Source organism: Janthinobacterium sp. GW823-FHT06H09 (assembly GCF_058794735.1).
This window is the reverse complement of the sequence record NZ_JBXAHC010000007.1, coordinates 17650-36195: the sequence shown is the minus strand read 5'-3', so window position 1 is coordinate 36195 and position 18546 is coordinate 17650. Positions and strand designations below refer to the sequence as shown.

Sequence of the window (18546 nt, the reverse complement as noted above, 5' to 3'; positions counted from 1 at the left end):
TCAGGATTCGGGATCGATATCGTGGGCCTTGCGCCAGGTATCGAGCAAGGCGTGGCGGCGCGTGGGATAGCGCTCCTCATGCTGCTGCACGCTGGCGATGCGGTCGATGCGGAAATGCCGGTAATCGCCGCGCAGCTCGCACCAGGCGGCCAGCAGACGCTTACCTTCGAAAAAGGCCAGGGCAAACGGCCACACCGTGCGCGAGGTGGCGCTGCCATACTCATCCTGATAGGCGAGCGTGAGTTTCTGTTCGTAGCGGATCGCCTCGCGCACGGGCTGCACATACCGGTCGGCCGGGTCGGCCGGCTGCGTGCCATCGGCGGGACGGCCCAGCGGCACCCACAGGCTGGTCTCGGCCATGCTGTCGCGCAAATCGCGCGGCGAGGCGGCCGCGATCTTGGCCAGGGCATTGCTGGCCGCCTGCGCCAGGCCCGCATCGCCCTGCCGGCGCACCCAGCGCGCGCCCAGCACCAGCGCTTCCAGCTCATCGGCACCGAACATCAGCGGCGGCAAGAAGGCGCCGCGGCGCAGCACATAGCCGATGCCCGCCTCGCCCTGCAGGGGCGCGCCCAGTTCGGCCAGGGTCTGGATATCGCGGTAGATCGTGCGCTCGGAAACACCGAGCTGCTGCGCCAGCTGGGCCGCCGTGACGGGCACGCGCCTGGCGCGCATGGCGTCCATCAGCAGGAACAAGCGGCCGCTGCGGCTCATGGACAGTCCTGCAAGGCCTGGTCGCCCATGACGAGGGCCGACAGGGCCGGCACGTACAGATAACCGTCGGGCGCCAGGCGAACCGCGCGCGGCCCCTCGTCCACGCCGGCGATGCCGTAGCAGCGCTGCAGGCGGGCGGCGGCCGGCCACCAGTGGACGGCGGCCTCCTGGTCGGGAAAGCGCCGGCGCACGCTCTCGGCCTGCGCCGCCACTTGCGGAAAATCGCGGTAAAAGGCGGGAGCAATGCCCAGTTCCGCGGCAAACGCCGCTTCCTGCGCCGCCGTGTCGGCCAATCGGGCCGCCAGTGCCGCCGTTTCACTGCCGATGTCCTCAGCCGCCACGCCCGCCTCGGCCAGGGTGCGGCGCATCTGTGCCGGGCTCGCCTGCGCACGCTGGAATGCCGATTCCTGCAGCGCCAGCACGGCGTCTGCGGGAATGTGCTTGCGGTAAGCTGCCGGGAAAACATACAGGGCGCAGCTGCCCGCGCACACCGTGTCGATGGCAATATCGAGCCGTAGCTGGCGCACCAGGCGTCCCAGCAACATGGCCGACCGCGGCTCGCCTGCGTCGCTATTGACGCGCAACAGCGTCGTCCCCGGCACGGCCAGCAGCCGCAGCTTGTCCACGTCGCCCTCGGCAATCGGGCCGCGCAGGGCGATGGCGCCGCTATCCGCGCGGCTCAATTGCGCGGCACTGGCCAAGGTGCCGATGCCTGCCATGATGCCCATCACTATCAAACGCTTCATTGTCATCCACCATAAAAAAAACGACCACCGCAAACGGTGATCGTTCCTCATTCGACCTGCAAAAAACCTGTGCTTACACCACGGCGCCGTCGGTTTCGTCTTTTTCCTTGATCGGCTTGATCAAGTCTTCGCGCTTGACGCCCAGCCACATGGCGATCGAGGCAGCGACGAACACGGACGAATAAATACCGAAGCAGATACCGATGGTCAGCGCCAGTGCAAAGTGGTGCAGGGTCTGGCCGCCGAAGACCAGCATCGACAGCACCATCATCTGGGTCGAGCCGTGGGTGATGATGGTACGTGAAATGGTGCTGGTGATCGCGTTGTCGATCACTTCATGCACGGAAGCCTTGCGCTGCTTGCGGAAGTTTTCGCGGATACGGTCAAAGATCACCACCGATTCGTTGACGGAATAGCCGAGCACCGCCAGGATCGCCGCCAGTACCGTCAGCGAGAATTCCCATTCGAAGAAGGCGAAGAAGCCCAGGATGATCACCACGTCATGCAAGTTGGCGATAATGGCCGAGACAGCGTATTTCCATTCGAAGCGGATGGCCAGGTAGATCATCACGCCGATAATCACCACCACCAGCGCGTTCAAGCCGTTCTGCGCCAGTTCCTCGCCCACTTGCGGGCCGACGAATTCAACCTTCTGCAGTACCACCGCTTCATTGCCGGCGGTGTCCATGCACGCGCTCTTGAGCACATGTTCGCCCTTGGCGGTGACGGTGTCGATGGCCTTGGTCGTGCCCTGCTCGGCCTTGCACAGCGATTCGAACACGCGCTGCGAGGTGTTCGCGGCGCTGACGCCATTTTCCACCGGCAGGCGGATCATCACGTCGCGCGCCGTATCGAAGCTGGTCACGCCCGGCTCTTCATAGCCCATGGCGATCAGGGTGCCGCGTATGCCTTCAAGATTGGCCGCCTTCGGGTATTTCACCTCCATCAGCGTGCCGCCCTTGAATTCGACGGACAGGTGCAAGCCCTTGTGCACCAGGAAGAAGACGGCGGCAAGGAAGGTCACGGCCGAAATCACGTTGAAAATCAACGCATGGCGCATGAAGGGAATATCTTTTTTGATCCGGAAAAATTCCATGAAATCCTCTGAGTTCTATTCTGTGCGTCCGGCGGCTGGGCCACCGGACGCGATCGCTGTTGTCGCTATTGGGTAAGGCTGGGCCGTCGCTTATTTGCTGGTGCCCGGCACCCACACCGTGCCGATCGACAAGGTCGTCAGCTTTTTCTTGCGGCCATACCAGAGGTTGACCACGCCGCGCGACACGAACACGGAGGAGAACATCGAGGTCAGGATGCCCAGGCAATGCACGACAGCGAAGCCGCGCACGGGACCGCTGCCGAAAGCCAGCAGCGCCAGGCCGACGATCAGGGTCGTCACGTTCGAGTCCAGAATCGTGGCCCAGGCGCGGTCGAAGCCGGCGGCGATCGCCGCTTGCGGCGTATTGCCGGCACGCAGCTCTTCACGGATACGTTCATTGATCAGCACGTTGGCGTCAATCGCCATGCCCAGCGCCAGCGCGATAGCGGCGATACCTGGCAAGGTCAAGGTCACCTGGATCATCGACAGCAAGCCGACCAGCAATAGCAGGTTGGTGGCCAGGGCCAGCACGCTGAAGGCGCCGAACAGCATGTAGTAGGCGATCATGAAGATGGCGATGGCGATGAAGCCGTACAAGGTCGAGTGGAAGCCCTTGGCGATGTTTTCCGCGCCCAGCTGCGGTCCAATCGTGCGTTCCTCGATGACGGTCATCGGTGCGGACAGGGCGCCCGAGCGCAGCAGCAGCGCCAGTTCATTCGCGTTTTCCGCGCCGCCCATGCCCGTGATCTGGAAGCGCGAACCGAGTTCCTGCTGGATGGTCGCCACCGACAGCACTTCCGGCTTGCCCTTTTCAAACAGCACGATGGCCATGCGCTTGCCCACGCGTTCGCGCGTCGCTTCGCGCATCTTGCGTCCGCCGTCGCCGTTCAGGTCGATCGACACGGCCGCTTGCTGGTTCTGGTCGAAGCTGGCCGTGGCGCTGGAGATATAGTCGCCCGTCAGGATCACGTCTTTCGCCAGCACGACAGGTACGCCCTTGCCGACGGTGAACAGTTCCGAGTTGAACGGGATGGCGCTCGACAGTTCGGTGCCAGGCACGATGGTTTCATCGACCAGGCGCACTTCCAGCGTCGCCGTGCGGCCGATGATGGCTTTCGCGCGGGCCACGTCCTGCACGCCAGGCAATTGCACCACGATGCGGTCGGGACCTTGCTGCTGGATCAGCGGCTCGGCCACGCCCAGCTCGTTGACGCGCTTGGACAGGGTGGAGATATTCTGTTTCACGCCTTCGTCGATGGTCGCCTTCAGGGCGGCCGGCTTCAGGGTGATGTTCAATTTCAAATCGCTGCCTTCGCCCGCATCGGCGAAAGCCAGTTCCGACATCTGGTCGGACAGCACATTCTTGGCCTTCAGGCGCGTTTCCGCGTCGCGGAAGTTGATCTGCACGCTGTCGCCCACGCGCTCGATGCCCGCATGGCGGATATTTTTGTCGCGCAACACGCTACGCGCGGCGGACTGGACGCCCTGGACTTTCTTGTTCAGTACTGCTTTTGCATCGACCTGCATCAGGAAGTGCACGCCGCCGCGCAAGTCCAGGCCCAGGAACATGGGCAAGGCATGCAATTTTTGCATCCACATCGGGGTATTGGCTTGCAGGTTGACCGTCACGATGTACGCGGGATCGCTGGCATCGGGATTGAGGTCCTTTTCCAGCACCAGTTTCGCCTTGAACTGGGTATCGGGATCGGCGAAACGCACGCGCACGGAGGCGAGGTTGCCGGCGCCATCCATGGTGACACCTTCCGACTTGACGTTCTCTTTCGTCAATATTTGCTCGACTTGCGTCATCAGCTCGCCCGTCACCTTGACGGTCGACTTGCCGCTGGTTACTTGCAGCGCCGGTGACTCACCGAAATAATTGGGTGCCGTATAGAGTGCGCCCAGCAATAAGGCGACGACGATGATGATGTATTTCCAGGCAGGATAGCGATTCATATTGATTCAGCGTTCAGTGTTGAGCGTCGGAGGCGTCGCGAGGGGCGGCGGGTAGCCGCCCCGTTCAATCATTGCTTTGGCAATGACAGCGAGGAATTACAGCGCCTTCAGGGTGCCTTTAGGCAGCAAGGTGGTAATGGAGCTCTTTTGCACCGTGATTTCGGTGCCGGTCGCCACTTCGATGGTGACGTAAGCGTCCACTACCTTGACAACAAGGCCCAGCATGCCGCCGGCGGTGACGACTTCGTCACCCTTGGCCAGCGCGTCCATCATCGCCCGTTGTTCTTTGGCGCGTTTTTGCTGTGGACGGATCATCAGGAAATACATGACCACGAACATCAATACCAGCGGCAGGAAGCTGGTCAGGTTGCCGCCGAGGCCCAGGGCTTCGGTTGGGGCTTGCGCATAAGCGTTGGAAATGAAAAACACGGTGACTCCAGTTCTAATCAGTTTGAAAAAATAGCGCTGTATTCTAGCATTGGCAATCCGCCAAGCCCCCAATTGCAGGCATGGCAGCTTCAAATGGGGCTAAAAAGGCATTATGCAATGCTTTCTCGCCCCCGTCCAAGCACCAATACACAAAACTTCCGGCCATGCTGCCGCCAGAGCGCAAGCTAAGGTTTTCTTAAGTTCCGCTTGCGCGTTCCGCGTGGAATTGCAGCGTAAACGCGTGGAAACGGTCTTCGTCCAGCGCTTCGCGCATCTGGCGCATCAGGTCCAGGTAGTAATGCAGGTTGTGGATGGTATTGAGGCGCGCGCCGAGGATTTCCTTGGAGCGGTGCAAATGGTGCAGGTAGGCGCGCGAGAAGTTGCGGCAGGCGTAGCAGCTGCAGGTTTCGTCCAGCGGCGCCTGGTCTTCCTTGTACTTGGCATTCTTGATCTTGATGTCGCCAAAACGGGTGAACAGCCAGCCATTGCGGGCGTTACGCGTCGGCATGACGCAGTCGAACATGTCGATGCCGTTCGACACGCCCGCCACCAGGTCTTCCGGCGTGCCCACGCCCATCAGGTAATGGGGCTTGTGGGCCGGCAGGCGCGGGCCCACGTGGGCCAGCATGCGCATCATGTCTTCCTTCGGTTCGCCGACGGACAGGCCGCCGATGGCGATGCCGGGGAAGTCGATCTCTTCGAGCTTGGCCAGCGACTCGTCGCGCAGCATCTCGAACATGCCGCCCTGCACGATGCCGAACAGCGCATTCGGGTTTTCGCCGCGGTGGAACTCGTCCTTCGAGCGCTGCGCCCAGCGCAAGGACATGCGCATCGACTTGGCCGCTTCCTCGATGGTGGCCGGGCGGCCCTGAATTTCGTACGGCGTGCATTCGTCGAACTGCATGACGATATCGGAATTCAAGACGCGCTGCACCTGCATCGACACTTCCGGCGAGAGGAACAGCTTATCGCCGTTGATGGGCGAATTGAAATGCACGCCCTCTTCCGTGATCTTGCGCATGGCGCCCAGCGAAAACACCTGGAAGCCGCCCGAATCCGTCAGGATCGGCTTGTTCCAGCCCATGAAACCGTGCAAGCCGCCGAATTTTTCCATGACGGTGTTGCCTGGACGCAACCACAGGTGAAAAGTGTTGCCCAGGATAATCTGCGCGTCGATCTCGTTGAGTTCCAGCGGCGACATGGCTTTCACCGAGCCGTAAGTGCCCACTGGCATGAAGATCGGCGTCTGCACGACACCATGGTTGAGTTTCAAGGTGCCGCGGCGTGCCTTGGTCAGGCCGCTCGTGTCGGTCTTGAGTAATGTAAATTCCAGCATGGTCAGTCTTTCACGGGAGTATCAAGGTTCAGTGCGGCGCGCGATTGCGTGGTGAGCAGCATCGCATCGCCATAGCTGAAGAAACGGTAGTTCTGCGCGATCGCATGCGCGTAGGCGTTGCGGATCGGCTCATAGCCGGCAAAGGCCGACACCAGCATCAGCAGGGTCGACTTCGGCAAATGGAAGTTGGTGATCAGGCGCGTCACCGTTTTAAACGCATAGCCGGGCGTGATGAACAGGGCCGTATCGGCGCTGCCCGCCACCAGCTGGCCGCTTTGCGAGGCCGATTCCAGCGCGCGCAGGCTGGTCGTGCCGACGGCCACCACGTCGCGCCCGGCCTGCTGCGCGGCGCGCACGGCGTCGACGGTTTCCTGCGGCATGGTGTACCACTCGGTATGCATCTTGTGTTCGGCCAGCACTTCCGTGCGCACGGGCTGAAAGGTGCCGGCGCCCACGTGCAGGGTGACATAGGCAAAGTTGACGCCCTTGGCCTTCAGTTGGTCGAGCAGGGCCTGGTCGAAATGCAGGCCCGCCGTCGGCGCGGCGACAGCGCCCGGCACCTTGTTGAAGACCGTCTGGTAGCGCGTTTCGTCGAATTCGTCCGCATCGTGCTCGATGTAGGGCGGCAGCGGCAAGCGGCCATGCGCCTCGATCAGCTCGAACACGTCGGCCTCGAAGTGCAAGGTAAAGAATTCGCCGGCGCGCTGGCCGACCGTCACGTCGAAGGCGTCGGCCAGGCGGATGCGGCAACCGGGCGGCGGCGACTTCGACGCGCGCACCTGGGCCAGTACGGTGCGGTCGTCGAGCACGCGCTCGACCAGCGCCTCGATCTTGCCGCCGCTTTCCTTGACGCCAAAAAAGCGCGCCTTGAGCACGCGCGTATCGTTCATCACCAGCAGGTCGCCCGCGGCTAGCTGTCCTACGATGTCGGCGAACTGGCGGTCGACCACGGTCTCGCCGTCCAGATGCAACAGGCGCGAGGCGCTGCGCTCGGCCAACGGAGTTTGCGCAATGTTTTCTTGCGGCAAATTAAAATCGAAATCGGAAAGCGAATACATGCGTTTTGCTTCAAAAGTACGTCAAAAATGATTAGGAGTGCGCAATGGAACATCTGGCACTATACTGTGCGCCTATACAGGCATTACAATAATCCGCCGCAACAACTACGACTGCGGTACGCACAGGGTGTGCCGGACAACCCTCTATTTTACGCTAGCGGCACAAAAATCTCCGATATGTCCGAACCCAAGCCCGATCTTCCGCCCTCAGCCAAGCCGGCCGCGAAGCCGAAAGCCGCCAAAAAAGTGGTCAGCACGGAAAGCCGGCTGGCCAAACTGGGCTTGCGCACGGATATGGACCTGGTGCTGCACCTGCCGATGCGCTACGAGGACGAAACCAAGGTCTACACGATACGCGACGCCTGCCTGCGCGGCGGCGAGTCGTGGCAAGTGGAAGGCATCGTCACCAAGTGCGAAGTCAATTTCAAGCCGCGCAAGCAATTGCTGGTGACAATCGCCGACGAAACGGGCAATTTGCTGCTGCGCTTCATGAATTTCTACGGCAGCCAGGTCAAACAGTTGACCGAAGGCACGCGGGTGCGCGCGCGCGCCGAACTCAAGCACGGCTTTTTCGGCGCCGAGATGGTGCACCCGACGTACAAGGTGGTCAACGAAGGCGCACCGCTGCCCACGGCGCTCACGCCCGTGTATCCGTCCGGCGAAGGCCTGTCGCAGCACGTGCTGCGCCGCGAAATCGCGGACGCCATGCGCCGCATCGACTGGCAGGACACCTTACCGGACGATTTGTTGCGCCAGATGCAGCTGTCGCCATTCCGCGCCGCCGTGCACCTGCTGCACTATCCGCCGCAGGACATCGATGAAAGCGCGCTGATGGACCGCTCGCACCCGGCCTGGGTGCGCATGAAGTTCGATGAACTGCTGGCGCAGCAACTGTCGCTCAAACGCGCCCAGCGCGCGCGCCGCTCGAAAGGCGCGGCGTCCTTGCCCATCGTCGGCACCTTGTCGGAAGCCTTCGGCGCCGCCCTGCCCTTCAAGCTGACGGGCGCGCAGGCGCGCGTGCTCGAGGAAATCCGCGCCGACCTGCGCCAGCCGTATCCGATGCAGCGCTTGTTGCAGGGCGACGTCGGCAGCGGCAAGACGGTCGTGGCGGCCCTGTCCGCCACGCAGGCGATCGACAGCGGCTACCAGGCCGCGCTGATGGCGCCCACGGAGATTCTGGCCGAGCAGCACTTCCGCAAGATCGCCGCCTGGATGGAGCCGCTGGGCGTGAAGGTGGCGTGGCTGACGGGCAGCCTGAAGAAAAAGGAAAAAACGGCGGCGCTGGCCCTGATCGAATCAGGCGAAGCGCAGCTGGTGATCGGCACGCATGCGCTGATCCAGGATAACGTGCTGTTTGCGAAACTGGGCCTGGTGATCGTCGACGAGCAGCACCGCTTCGGCGTGGGCCAGCGCCTGACCCTGCGCAACAAGGGCGACAGCGCGGCCGTGCCGCACCAGCTGATGATGTCGGCCACGCCCATCCCGCGCACCCTGGCCATGACGTATTACGCCGACCTGGAAGTGTCGGTGATCGACGAGCTGCCGCCCGGCCGCAGCCCGATCGTCACGCGCGCCATCGACCAGAACCGGCGCGACGAAGTCATCGCCCGCGTCTACGCGGCCGCGCTGGAAGGCCGGCAGGTGTACTGGGTCTGCCCGCTGATCGAGGAATCGGAAGCGCTGCAGCTGCAGACGGCCACCGATACCTACATGATGCTGGCCGAAGCCCTGCCCGCGCTGCAGGTGGGCCTCGTGCACGGCCGCCTGAAACCGGCGGAAAAGCAGGAAGTGATGGACGCTTTCATCGCCGGCCATATCCACGTGCTGGTGGCCACCACCGTCATCGAGGTGGGCGTCGACGTGCCGAACGCTTCGCTGATGGTGATCGAGCACGCCGAGCGTTTCGGCCTGTCGCAGCTGCACCAGCTGCGCGGCCGCGTGGGCCGCGGCTCGGCAGCCAGCGTCTGCCTGCTGCTGTACCAGGGACCGCTGGGCGGCGTGGCGCGCCAGCGCTTGATGACCATGCGCGAGACGACGGACGGTTTTGAAATTGCCCGCCGCGACCTGGAAATCCGCGGACCCGGAGAATTCCTCGGCGCGCGCCAGTCCGGCCAGGCCATGCTGCGCTTCGCCGACCTGGAAACGGACCAATGGCTGGTCGACCAGGCCCGCGACGTGGCGCACGACCTGCTGCACGCCACCACGGCGGCCGCCGCAGCCACCGTGGAAGCGCACCTGGCGCGCTGGCTGGGTGGGAAAGAGGAATTTTTGAAGGTGTAGGTCTTACATTGCATGTCGGATTACGCGCTTTGCGCTAATCCGACCTACTCATGACGCAAACGGTAGGTCGGATTAGCGTAGCGTAATCCGACAACATTGTTGACCCCGCCTACTCCCGCCCAACACCCGCCACATCCACACCATCGCCGCCCCAATCCGCAGCACACCATCCCTGCTTTACATACCGGTGAAAACTGGAATACGGCCAATCGATGGCTTTGCTCACAAGACCATGCTTGACGGGGTTGTAATGGATGTAATCGACATGCTTGGCGAAGTCGCGCTCATCGCGCAAGACATGCTCCCAATACCGCTGCTGCCAGACATTTTCAAGATCGCAGCGCTTGCTGAACCTCGTCTTGATCAATCGCCAGCGCGTCATGAAATCGGCATCGTTTTCAGGCAAGGTCCAGATACAGTGCAGGTGATCGGGCAAGATGACGATGGCGTCGATAGCGAATGGCCGCTTCTGGCGCACGGCGCGGAAAGCGTCCCTGAGCAAAGCCACGGCAATTTCCGAAGTAAAGACGGGCCGGCGGCATGCCGTCACCACCGTGAAGAAAAAACTGCCGCCAGGCTGGGATGCGCGTCGGTATCGCATGGTTTCAAGGTGTTGCCGGATTACGGCCTTCGGCCTAAGCGCCGTTGGTATTGTTTATTTTCGGGTGTTGTCGGATTACGGCCTTCGGCCTAATCCGACCTACGCGAAAAAGCACCGCAATAAGTCGGGTAGGTCGGATTAGCGTAGCGTAATCCGACTTCCAGCGTAATCCCGCTTTTCGCAATCGGCCTTGCGCCCGCGCAGCCTACATGCACATCCAGAAGCGGTTTGCCAGGTCGAGCATGAAGTCGGGGCGCAGATAGGCCAGGAAGACGATGGCCAGCAGCGCGGCGCCAGCCAGGCGCCACAGCCATGTGCGCCAGCTGGCCATTACGCGGCCACCGCCACGCGCTTGACGGCGCGCTCGTCGATGGGCAGGTTGATCAACGCGGCCAGCAAGCCCAGGCCGATGGTGATCATCCACACGACGTGGTAACTGCCCTGGTGCTCGTACAGGTAGCCGCCCAGCCACGCGCCGAGGAAACTGCCCACCTGGTGCGAGAAGAACACCATCCCGGCCAGCATCGATAGATGCTTCACGCCGAAGATGCCGGCGATGATGCCGTTCGTCAGCGGCACGGTCGACAGCCACAGCACGCCCATGCCGGCGGCGAACAGGTACACGGACCATGCCGACAATGGCGCCAGCAGGAACACGGTGATGACCACGGCGCGCGTCACGTAGATGGCAGACAGCAGGTAGCGCTTGGCGATCTTGCCACCGAGTTTGCCCGCGTAGTAGGAGCCGACGATATTGAACAGGCCGATCAGGGCCAGCGCCGTGACGGCGATGTTCGGGTTCATCAGGCCCTGGTCCTTCAGGTAGGCCGGCAAGTGCACGCCGATGAAGACCAGCTGGAAACCGCAAACAAAATAGCCGGCCAGCAGCAGCCAGAACGAACGGCTGGCGATGGCTTCGCTGAAGGCGGCACCGATGCTTTGCTGCGGGCCGCTGGCGTGCGAGACGGGCGGCTCGCGCAGGTAGAAGGCCATCGGGATCATGGCCAGCAGCACCAGCGCGGCGAGCACATAAAAGGCGTTTTGCCAGCCTACGGCGGAGATCAGCTGCTGCTCCACCGGCATCATCAGGAACTGGCCGAACGAGCCGGCCGCCGACGAAATGCCGAAGGCCCACGAGCGCTGCTCGGGCGGCGCGCTGCGGCCGATGATGCCGCTGATGGCGCCAAAGGCCGTGCAGGCCAGCGCCAGGCCGATGAAGATGCCCGAGCCGACGATGAACAGCGTGGGCTGCGTCACGAGCGCCATCCACACGAGGCCGGCCATGTAGCTGATGGCGCCGACGATGACGACGCGCATGGTGCCGAAACGGTCGGCCGCCATGCCGGCGAACGGGCCGAAGACGCCCCACATCAGGTTTTGCATGGCCAGCGCCAGCGAATACGTTTCGCGCGTCCAGCCGTTCGCTTGCGAGATCGGCTGCATCCAGAAGCCCAGGCCGTGGCGCACGCCCATCGCCAGGGTCAGCACGACGCCGCTGGCGATGAGGACGGTTTTCAGGCTGGGACGCGATGCGTGCGATGTCATGGGGTTCCTGTTCTCGCCTGGTCGGCTTGGTAGACGAGGCCGATCTGGCCGCGCATGGTGTCGAGGTTGTGCATCAGCGCCACGCTGTCGGCGTGCGGCATGACGGGGCTTTCCAGCAGGCCGGCGCGGATGCAGCGCATCGCTTCGATGGCCTCGTGCGCGTAGCCGTTGCCCAGGTGCGGTGCGGCGACGACGCGGCGTGCGCCATCCATCGCTTCGAAGATCAGGTGGTCGGGCTTGTAAAAACGGCTGGGCAGGCGGATGCGGCCCAGGCTGCCGGAAATCGTCATTTCCGTCGGCGTCTGCGCGCGCAGGCTGCAGGCACAGGACGAGGTGCCGCCGCCCGCGTGCAGCAGCGAAAACACCACCTGTTCATCGACGCCGGTGGCGCCCATCTCGGCCAGCGCCTGCACCTGCGATACCGGGCCGAGGAAGAAGGCCGCCATCGACAGCGGATAGATGCCCACGTCGAGCAGCGCGCCGCCGCCGAGTTCGGGATTGAACATGCGGTGCTCGGGCGGGAAATGGGCAACGAAGCCGATATCGGCCTGCACCTGCCGCAGCACGCCGATTTCGCCGCTGGCGATGATGCGTTTGGCTTCCTGCACGGCGGGCAGAAAGCGGCTCCACATCGCTTCCATCAAGAAAAGTTTTTTCTCGCGCGCCATATCGACCACGGCCTGCGCTTCGCGCGCGTTCATCGTGAACGGCTTTTCGCACACGACGTGCTTGCCGGCGGCCAGGCACATCAGGGCATTTTCCGCATGCAGGGTGTGCGGCGTAGCGATGTAGATCACGTCCACGCCAGGATCGTCCGCCAGCGCCTGGTAGGAGCCGTGGCAGCGCTCGATGCCGAATTCGGCGCCGAATGCTTGCGCGCCGGCGCTGCTGCGCGAGGCGACCGCCACCAGCTGCGCACCAGGCGCGTCGCGCAAGCCATTGGCCATCGCGAGGGCGATCTTGCCGGTGCCGAGGATGCCCCAGCGGACGGTATGCTCCATGCTCTACTCTCTTTCTGCGCCTGCTGCCTTGCGCTTCGGGCGGAACACCGCCGCGTCATTGTAAAAATCGTCGTCCTGGCCTTCGCACCAGCCGGGCAAACCAAGCACCGGCAGCGGCGTGAAGTCGGCCGTCGTGAGGCCTTGCTGCGCCAGGTCTTGCGCCACCCGCTCGTCGAGCCAGGCGCGGCGTGCGACATCGTCCAGCGTGAAATAGGCGTCGCCGGCAAAGATCACGCGCGTGTGCGCCGTAATGGCCTTGCGCGGCGCCACCAGTTTTTCCATCAGCGCGTGGCCGAACAGCCAGACTTCGGCGTCGCCGCCCGCGCCAAACTTCGCGCGCTGCGCGATAAATGCGCTGCGCCAGTCATGTCCGCGCAGTGCCGTTTCGAGCGCGCGCCCCGCATCGCTGTCGCGCAGCACCAGCAAGGCGGAATTTTCATCGAAAATCGTCGCGCCGTCGCGCGCGGGACCGCGCGATTTTCCCACGCCGGACAGGGCGATCTGCGCCGCCTGCAGCGCATTCAACTGCCGCTTGATGCGCGGGAAAGTGAGCCACACGAGCGCATTGAAAAAGTCGTGCAGATTGTCACGCGTGGGCACGCCGCCCGTGGCGCCGATGAACTCCTCGTAGGCCACGCCTTCGGGCAGGTCCGCTTGCGGCACGAAGGCCAGCGGCAAGCCGGTGGGATTGCGCAAGTCCAGCGCCCGCGCCCGTCCGTTCAGCGCCGCGATCACCGTGTCGCGCTGCAGGTCCAGCTGCCGTCGCGCCGGCAGCACCGTGGCAAACCAGGGGCGGGTCCAGTCTATCGATGGCAGCATGAACGCTTAGACCATTTTCCAGTTGATCTGTTCGCCCGCGTTGAGCGGAATCACATGGCTGTCGCCCAGCGGCAGCGAGGCCGGCAAGGTCCAGCTTTCGCGACGCAGGGTGATGGTGTCCGTGTTGCGCGGCACGCCGTAGAAGGCCGGTCCGTGGAAGCTGGCGAACGCTTCCAGTTTATCCAGCGCGCCGGCCCGTTCGAACGCTTCCGCATACATTTCCATCGCGTGCAGGGCCGTGTAGCAACCGGCGCAGCCGCAAGCCATTTCCTTGGCGCCTTGCGCGTGCGGCGCCGAATCGGTGCCGAGGAAGAAGCGCTCGTCGCCGCTGGCGGCGGCCGTCATCAGCGCCAAACGGTGCTCTTCGCGCTTGAGGATGGGCAGGCAGTAGTAATGGGGGCGGATGCCGCCCTTGAAAATCTCGTTGCGGTTGTACAGCAGATGGTGCGCGGTGATGGTGGCGGCGATCGGGCCTTCCGCTTCGGCCACGTACTGCGCCGCATCCTTGGTGGTGATGTGTTCGAACACGACGGACAGTGCCGGGAAGGCGCTGCGCAGCGGGCGCATCACGCGCTCGATGAAGACGGCTTCGCGGTCGAAAATGTCGATTTCCGGATCCGTCACTTCGCCGTGCACGAGAAAGGGCATGCCCACTTCCTGCATCACTTCGAGCACCTTGTAGCAATTCTTCAAATCCGTCACGCCCAGGTCGGAATTCGTGGTGGCGCCGGCCGGATACAGTTTCACGGCTTGCACGATGCCGCTGTCCTGCGCGCGGCGGATTTCGTCGGGCGAGGTGTTGTTCGTCAGGTACAGCACCATCAGCGGATCGAAGTTCACGCCTTCCGGCACGGCGGCCAGGATGCGCTCGCGGTAGGCGCTGGCATCGGCCGTGGTGGTAACCGGGGGTTTGAGGTTCGGCATGACGATGGCGCGGCCGAACTGGCGCGCGCTGTGCGGCAGCACGCTGGCCATGACGGCGCCGTCGCGCAGGTGCAAATGCCAGTCGTCTGGACGGGTGATGGTGATGGAATCTGGGGTGTGATCGAGTGTGGACATGGCGGCTGCTCTCAGGCGGTCATTGCGGATAGCGCCATTTTACCAGCCGCAGGACCGTCCCGCCGGCCGGGAGAGCCCGCGCATGCTGGCGGGGAAACGGCAAAACGGCCGGTATCACCCGGCCGTTTTAACTAAAAGAATGAAGAGCATCAGGACTTGGCCGATGCCGTCTCCTGCTTCGCCACCCAGGCGCGGATCTCGGCCAGCATCTGGTCCAGCTTGACGCGGTCGTATACCTGGCCACGGCTGACCACCAGGCGGATCCGGCGCGTGGCGCCGATGTCCTGCAGCGGGTTCGCGTCGAGCACCAGCAAATCGGCCGCCTTGCCGGCCGCCACGCTGCCGTAGCGCTCCAGCTTGCCCAGGAAGCGGGGACCGTTGATGACGGCCGACTGCAAGGCTTGCTGCGGCGTCAGGCCGTACTGCACATACAGGCCGATTTCATCGTGCAGGGCCTGGCCCGGATAGTCGAAGGAATTCAAGAAGCCCGCATCGGTGCCGGCGATGATGCTCACGCCCTGCTGCTGCAAAATGGGCAGCAGCTTGGCCGATTGCTCGAACTGCGCGTGGCGCTGGGCGATCGCATCCGGGCCATCCTTGGCGGCGCGCTGCACGCGCCAGTCGTAGGTGGCGCGCAAGCCCTTGCCGATGTACTGCAGGGCAGGATCGTGCGTGTGGTCTTCGCGGTCCAGATACGCCGTTACGCGCGAACCCCACAGGGTAGGCACGATGGCCGTGCCGCGCGCGGCCAGGTAGCTGAAGGCCTTGCGCGCCGTCGGCTCGTCGTAGCTTTGCAGGCTTTCGCGCATGGCCTCCTTGCCCGTCATCGTGCCGGCGGCCACCTTCTCCGTCAGCTCCTGTTCGCGCGGCGTGGTGGCACGCAGCAGGTAGGATTGATGTTCGATCGTGCCCAGGCCCGCATCGGCCATCTGCTCCAACGTGAGCTGCACGGGGATATGACCCGAAGTGCGCATGCCCCGTTCGCGCGCCTGGCGCAGCGCTTCCAGGTACAGCTCCGGCTTCAGGGTGTTTTCCGTGATCTTCACGAAGTCCACTTGCTGCGCCTGCAGGCCGTCCAGCGCGCGCGTCACTTCCTGCGGCGTGCCCACTTCAATGGTGCCCTTCCACAGCGGCTTGAGGCCTTCGAGCTTGGCGCCAGAGGTAAAGATCGTCGGACCTTCCAGCTGGCCCGCGTTGATCTGCCGGCGCCATGCCAGCACCGTGTCGGGCAAGTCGCCCGAACAGTCGCGCACCGTGGTGATGCCGTGTGCCAGGTACAAAGGCAGCAGCTGCTTGTTCTCGTCGATCAGTTCCGGGCCGCCGCCGAAATGCACGTGCGTGTCCCACAGACCCGGCATCAGATATTTGCCGGGCAGGCGGATGGTCCGCTTCGGCGCGTAGCTGCGCAGCTGCGCGTCATCGACGACGGCGACGATGCTGTCGCCCTTGAGCAGCACGGTCTTGCCGTTGACGCTGCTACCGGCGGCAACGTCGATCAGGGTGGCGTCGCGCAAGGCGATGTCGACGGCGATCTTGTCGGCCGCGTGGGCATGGGCCAGCAAGCCCAGCGCCAGCATGGCGCCGGCGATGTGTTTCATGTCAGGCATGCGTACTCAACTTCAAGGTGATGGCAGGTTAATGGATGATCTTGGCGAGGAAATCGCGCGCGCGGTCCGAGCGCGTCGTGTTGAAGAAGTCATCCTTGCTGCAATCCTCGATGATCTTGCCCTGGTCCATGAAGACGATGCGGTTCGCCACGCGCCGGGCAAAACCCATTTCGTGCGTGACGACCATCATCGTCATGCCTTCCTGCGCCAGGCCCACCATCACGTCGAGCACTTCGTTGATCATCTCCGGGTCGAGCGCCGATGTCGGCTCGTCAAACAGCATGGCGATCGGGTCCATCGACAACGCGCGGGCGATGGCCACGCGCTGCTGCTGGCCGCCCGACAGCTGGCCGGGGAACTTGTCCTGCTGCGACAGCAGGCCCACGCGGTCCAGGTATTTCAAGCCCTTGGCATTGGCTTCGTCGGCACTGCGGCCCAGCACCTTGATCTGGCCGATGGTCAGGTTTTCGCGGATCGACAGATGCGGGAACAGCTCAAAATTCTGGAACACCATGCCGATGCGCGCGCGCAGTTTCGACAGATTCGTTTTCGGATCGTTGACGGTGATGCCATCGACGATGATCCGCCCCTGCTGGATCGGTTCCAGGCCGTTGACGGTCTTGATCAGGGTCGACTTGCCGGAGCCGGACGGGCCGCAAATGACCATCACGTCACCCTTGGCGACGTTGGTGGTGCAATCGGTCAGTACCTGGAACTGGCCATACCATTTGCTGACGTTATTGAGTTCAATCATCTTGTTCTTTCTTTTACGGTTAGCGAATGATGGCGACGCGTTTCTGCAGGCGTTTTACCAGGAACGACAAGGCATAGCACAGCACGAAATACACGACGGCGACAAACACGTACATTTCCACCAGGCGGCCGTCGCGCTGCGCGATTTTCGAGGCGGCGCCGACGAAATCGGGGATCGACAGCACGTACACGAGCGACACGTCCTGGAACAGCACGATGGTTTGCGTCAGCAGCACGGGGATCATGTTGCGGAACGCTTGCGGCAGCACGATGCTGCCCATGGTTTGCCGGTAGTTCATGCCCAGCGCCTGTCCCGCCCACACCTGGCCGCGGGGAATCGACTGTATGCCGCTGCGCATGATCTCGCAATAATAGGCCGCCTCGAACATGATGAAGGTGATCAGCGCGGAAGAAAACGCGCCCACTTTTACGGGCTCGTTGGCGCCGATGATCCAGGCGGCGATATACGGCACCAGGAAGTAGAACCAGAAGATCACCAGCACCAGCGGGATCGAGCGTATCAGGTTGACGTAGCTCGACGCCACGCCGGAGATGATGCGGTTGCTGGACAAGCGCATCAGCGCCAGCAAGGTGCCCAGCACGATGCCGCCCACCATGGCCAGCGCCGTCAGTTTCAGGGTAAACACCATGCCGGTCTGGAACAGATAGACCCACGAGCGGGAGATGACATCGAAATCGAAATTACCGAACATATCAGTGTCCTCCCGTCTTGGCGCCGGCGACGATGAAGCCGGGGATGGCGACCTTTTTCTCGATCAGGTGCATCAGCACCACGACCAGCAGGTTGACGACGACGTAGATGATGGTGGCGGCCGAAAACGCCTCGAACACCTGGAAGGAAAACTCCTGGATGGCGCGCGCGCTGGCCGTCAGCTCGATCAGGCCGATGGTCAGCGCCACGGAACTGTTCTTGATGATGTTCAAAAATTCGCTGGTCAGCGGCGGCAGGATGACGCGCGCGGCCATCGGCAGCAAAATGAAACGGTAGGTTTGCGGCAGGGTCAGGCCCAGCGCCGTGCCGGCCAGTTTCTGCCCGCGCGGCAGCGCCTCGATGCCCGTCGTCACCTGCACGGCCACGCGCGAGGAGGTAAAGAATCCCAGGCACAGCACGGCCGTGACGAATGGTGCATTCGGCAGCGACTTGACCCAGGCGCCCAGGTCCGGCGGCAGCAATTCCGGCATGACGAAATACCAGAGGAACATTTGCACCAGCAGCGGCACGTTGCGGAACAATTCAACGTAGGCATTGGCTATGCCCACCAGCCATTTATTCGGCAGGGTGCGGATGGTGCCGACCACCAGGCCCAATATCAATGCCATGATCCATGCCGCACCGGCCGTGGCCAGGGTCCAGACCAGGCCGGACCACAAGGTGTCCATATACGTGCCCACGCCATCGGGAGAAATCTCCCAGAAGATGCGCCAATTCCAGTTGTAATTCATGATCATCCTTCGCATGCAGCCCGAGGACAGCGGCCAGCCGGCCACCCGTCCCGCAAATAAATCGGGAGGCTTGCGCCTCCCGGTT

General features: G+C 63.1%; 18 protein-coding genes. 1 reads left to right on the top strand and 17 read right to left on the bottom strand.

The window, feature by feature from the left end; genetic code table 11:
* The 7 genes from AC1Q6X_RS13175 to queA form a co-directional block, all read right to left on the bottom strand.
* A complete protein-coding gene (locus AC1Q6X_RS13175) occupies window positions 1–711 on the bottom strand; it encodes a helix-turn-helix transcriptional regulator (protein ID WP_070220685.1) in 711 nt (236 codons plus the stop codon).
* Window positions 708–1457, bottom strand: coding sequence for a hypothetical protein (locus tag AC1Q6X_RS13170; RefSeq protein ID WP_492497485.1), 750 nt, complete (start codon window positions 1455–1457; stop codon window positions 708–710). Before AC1Q6X_RS13170 ends, AC1Q6X_RS13175 begins: the two co-directional genes overlap by 4 nt.
* A gap of 73 nt (window positions 1458–1530) precedes the next feature.
* Window positions 1531–2553, bottom strand: a complete 1023-nt coding sequence (secF, locus tag AC1Q6X_RS13165; protein WP_070220687.1) for a protein translocase subunit SecF — start codon at window positions 2551–2553, stop codon at window positions 1531–1533.
* 90 nt (window positions 2554–2643) lie between these two features.
* On the bottom strand, window positions 2644–4509 hold the full coding sequence (gene secD, locus AC1Q6X_RS13160) for a protein translocase subunit SecD (RefSeq protein WP_070220688.1): 1866 nt from the start codon (window positions 4507–4509) through the stop codon (window positions 2644–2646).
* A 96-nt stretch (window positions 4510–4605) separates the two neighbouring features.
* Complete coding sequence (gene yajC / locus AC1Q6X_RS13155; protein ID WP_492497482.1) at window positions 4606–4938, bottom strand: preprotein translocase subunit YajC; 333 nt, start codon at window positions 4936–4938, stop codon at window positions 4606–4608.
* Window positions 4939–5134: 196 nt separating this feature from the next.
* The gene (tgt, locus tag AC1Q6X_RS13150) at window positions 5135–6274 is read right to left on the bottom strand and encodes a tRNA guanosine(34) transglycosylase Tgt (protein WP_492497480.1); all 1140 of its coding nucleotides are present in this window, start codon (window positions 6272–6274) and stop codon (window positions 5135–5137) included.
* A 2-nt stretch (window positions 6275–6276) separates the two neighbouring features.
* Window positions 6277–7332, bottom strand: a complete 1056-nt coding sequence (queA, locus tag AC1Q6X_RS13145) for a tRNA preQ1(34) S-adenosylmethionine ribosyltransferase-isomerase QueA (RefSeq protein WP_070220691.1) — start codon at window positions 7330–7332, stop codon at window positions 6277–6279.
* Window positions 7333–7509: 177 nt separating this feature from the next.
* Between queA and recG the strand changes: the two genes are divergently transcribed.
* The gene (gene recG / locus AC1Q6X_RS13140; RefSeq protein ID WP_492419622.1) at window positions 7510–9612 is read left to right on the top strand and encodes an ATP-dependent DNA helicase RecG; all 2103 of its coding nucleotides are present in this window, start codon (window positions 7510–7512) and stop codon (window positions 9610–9612) included.
* Window positions 9613–9721: 109 nt separating this feature from the next.
* On the opposite strand, the gene AC1Q6X_RS13135 is transcribed toward recG, so the two are convergent.
* The 10 genes from AC1Q6X_RS13135 to AC1Q6X_RS13090 form a co-directional block, all read right to left on the bottom strand.
* Window positions 9722–10213 (bottom strand): REP-associated tyrosine transposase, encoded by a 492-nt coding sequence (locus tag AC1Q6X_RS13135; protein WP_492497478.1) that lies wholly within the window; start codon window positions 10211–10213, stop codon window positions 9722–9724.
* 205 nt (window positions 10214–10418) lie between these two features.
* Window positions 10419–10544 (bottom strand): hypothetical protein, encoded by a 126-nt coding sequence (locus AC1Q6X_RS13130; RefSeq protein ID WP_257620246.1) that lies wholly within the window; start codon window positions 10542–10544, stop codon window positions 10419–10421.
* Window positions 10544–11758 (bottom strand): MFS transporter, encoded by a 1215-nt coding sequence (locus AC1Q6X_RS13125; RefSeq protein ID WP_070220695.1) that lies wholly within the window; start codon window positions 11756–11758, stop codon window positions 10544–10546. The genes AC1Q6X_RS13130 and AC1Q6X_RS13125 overlap by 1 nt, the downstream gene beginning before the upstream one ends.
* Complete coding sequence (locus AC1Q6X_RS13120; RefSeq protein WP_492497476.1) at window positions 11755–12759, bottom strand: Gfo/Idh/MocA family protein; 1005 nt, start codon at window positions 12757–12759, stop codon at window positions 11755–11757. The genes AC1Q6X_RS13125 and AC1Q6X_RS13120 overlap by 4 nt, the downstream gene beginning before the upstream one ends.
* 3 nt (window positions 12760–12762) lie before the next feature.
* Window positions 12763–13578 carry a DUF3025 domain-containing protein gene (locus tag AC1Q6X_RS13115; RefSeq protein WP_492419620.1) on the bottom strand — a complete coding sequence of 272 codons (816 nt, stop codon included), beginning with the start codon at window positions 13576–13578 and terminating at the stop codon, window positions 12763–12765.
* 6 nt (window positions 13579–13584) lie between these two features.
* Window positions 13585–14637, bottom strand: coding sequence for a dihydroorotase (gene pyrC, locus AC1Q6X_RS13110; RefSeq protein ID WP_070290804.1), 1053 nt, complete (start codon window positions 14635–14637; stop codon window positions 13585–13587).
* Between the two features lie 149 nt (window positions 14638–14786).
* Window positions 14787–16244 carry an amidohydrolase family protein gene (locus AC1Q6X_RS13105; RefSeq protein WP_492497473.1) on the bottom strand — a complete coding sequence of 486 codons (1458 nt, stop codon included), beginning with the start codon at window positions 16242–16244 and terminating at the stop codon, window positions 14787–14789.
* 28 nt (window positions 16245–16272) lie between these two features.
* The gene (locus AC1Q6X_RS13100; RefSeq protein ID WP_070220705.1) at window positions 16273–16998 is read right to left on the bottom strand and encodes an amino acid ABC transporter ATP-binding protein; all 726 of its coding nucleotides are present in this window, start codon (window positions 16996–16998) and stop codon (window positions 16273–16275) included.
* A 19-nt stretch (window positions 16999–17017) separates the two neighbouring features.
* The gene (locus AC1Q6X_RS13095) at window positions 17018–17710 is read right to left on the bottom strand and encodes an amino acid ABC transporter permease (RefSeq protein WP_070220707.1); all 693 of its coding nucleotides are present in this window, start codon (window positions 17708–17710) and stop codon (window positions 17018–17020) included.
* Window position 17711: 1 nt separating this feature from the next.
* Window positions 17712–18461, bottom strand: coding sequence for an amino acid ABC transporter permease (locus AC1Q6X_RS13090; protein ID WP_070220783.1), 750 nt, complete (start codon window positions 18459–18461; stop codon window positions 17712–17714).
* Window positions 18462–18546: the final 85 nt, after the last annotated feature.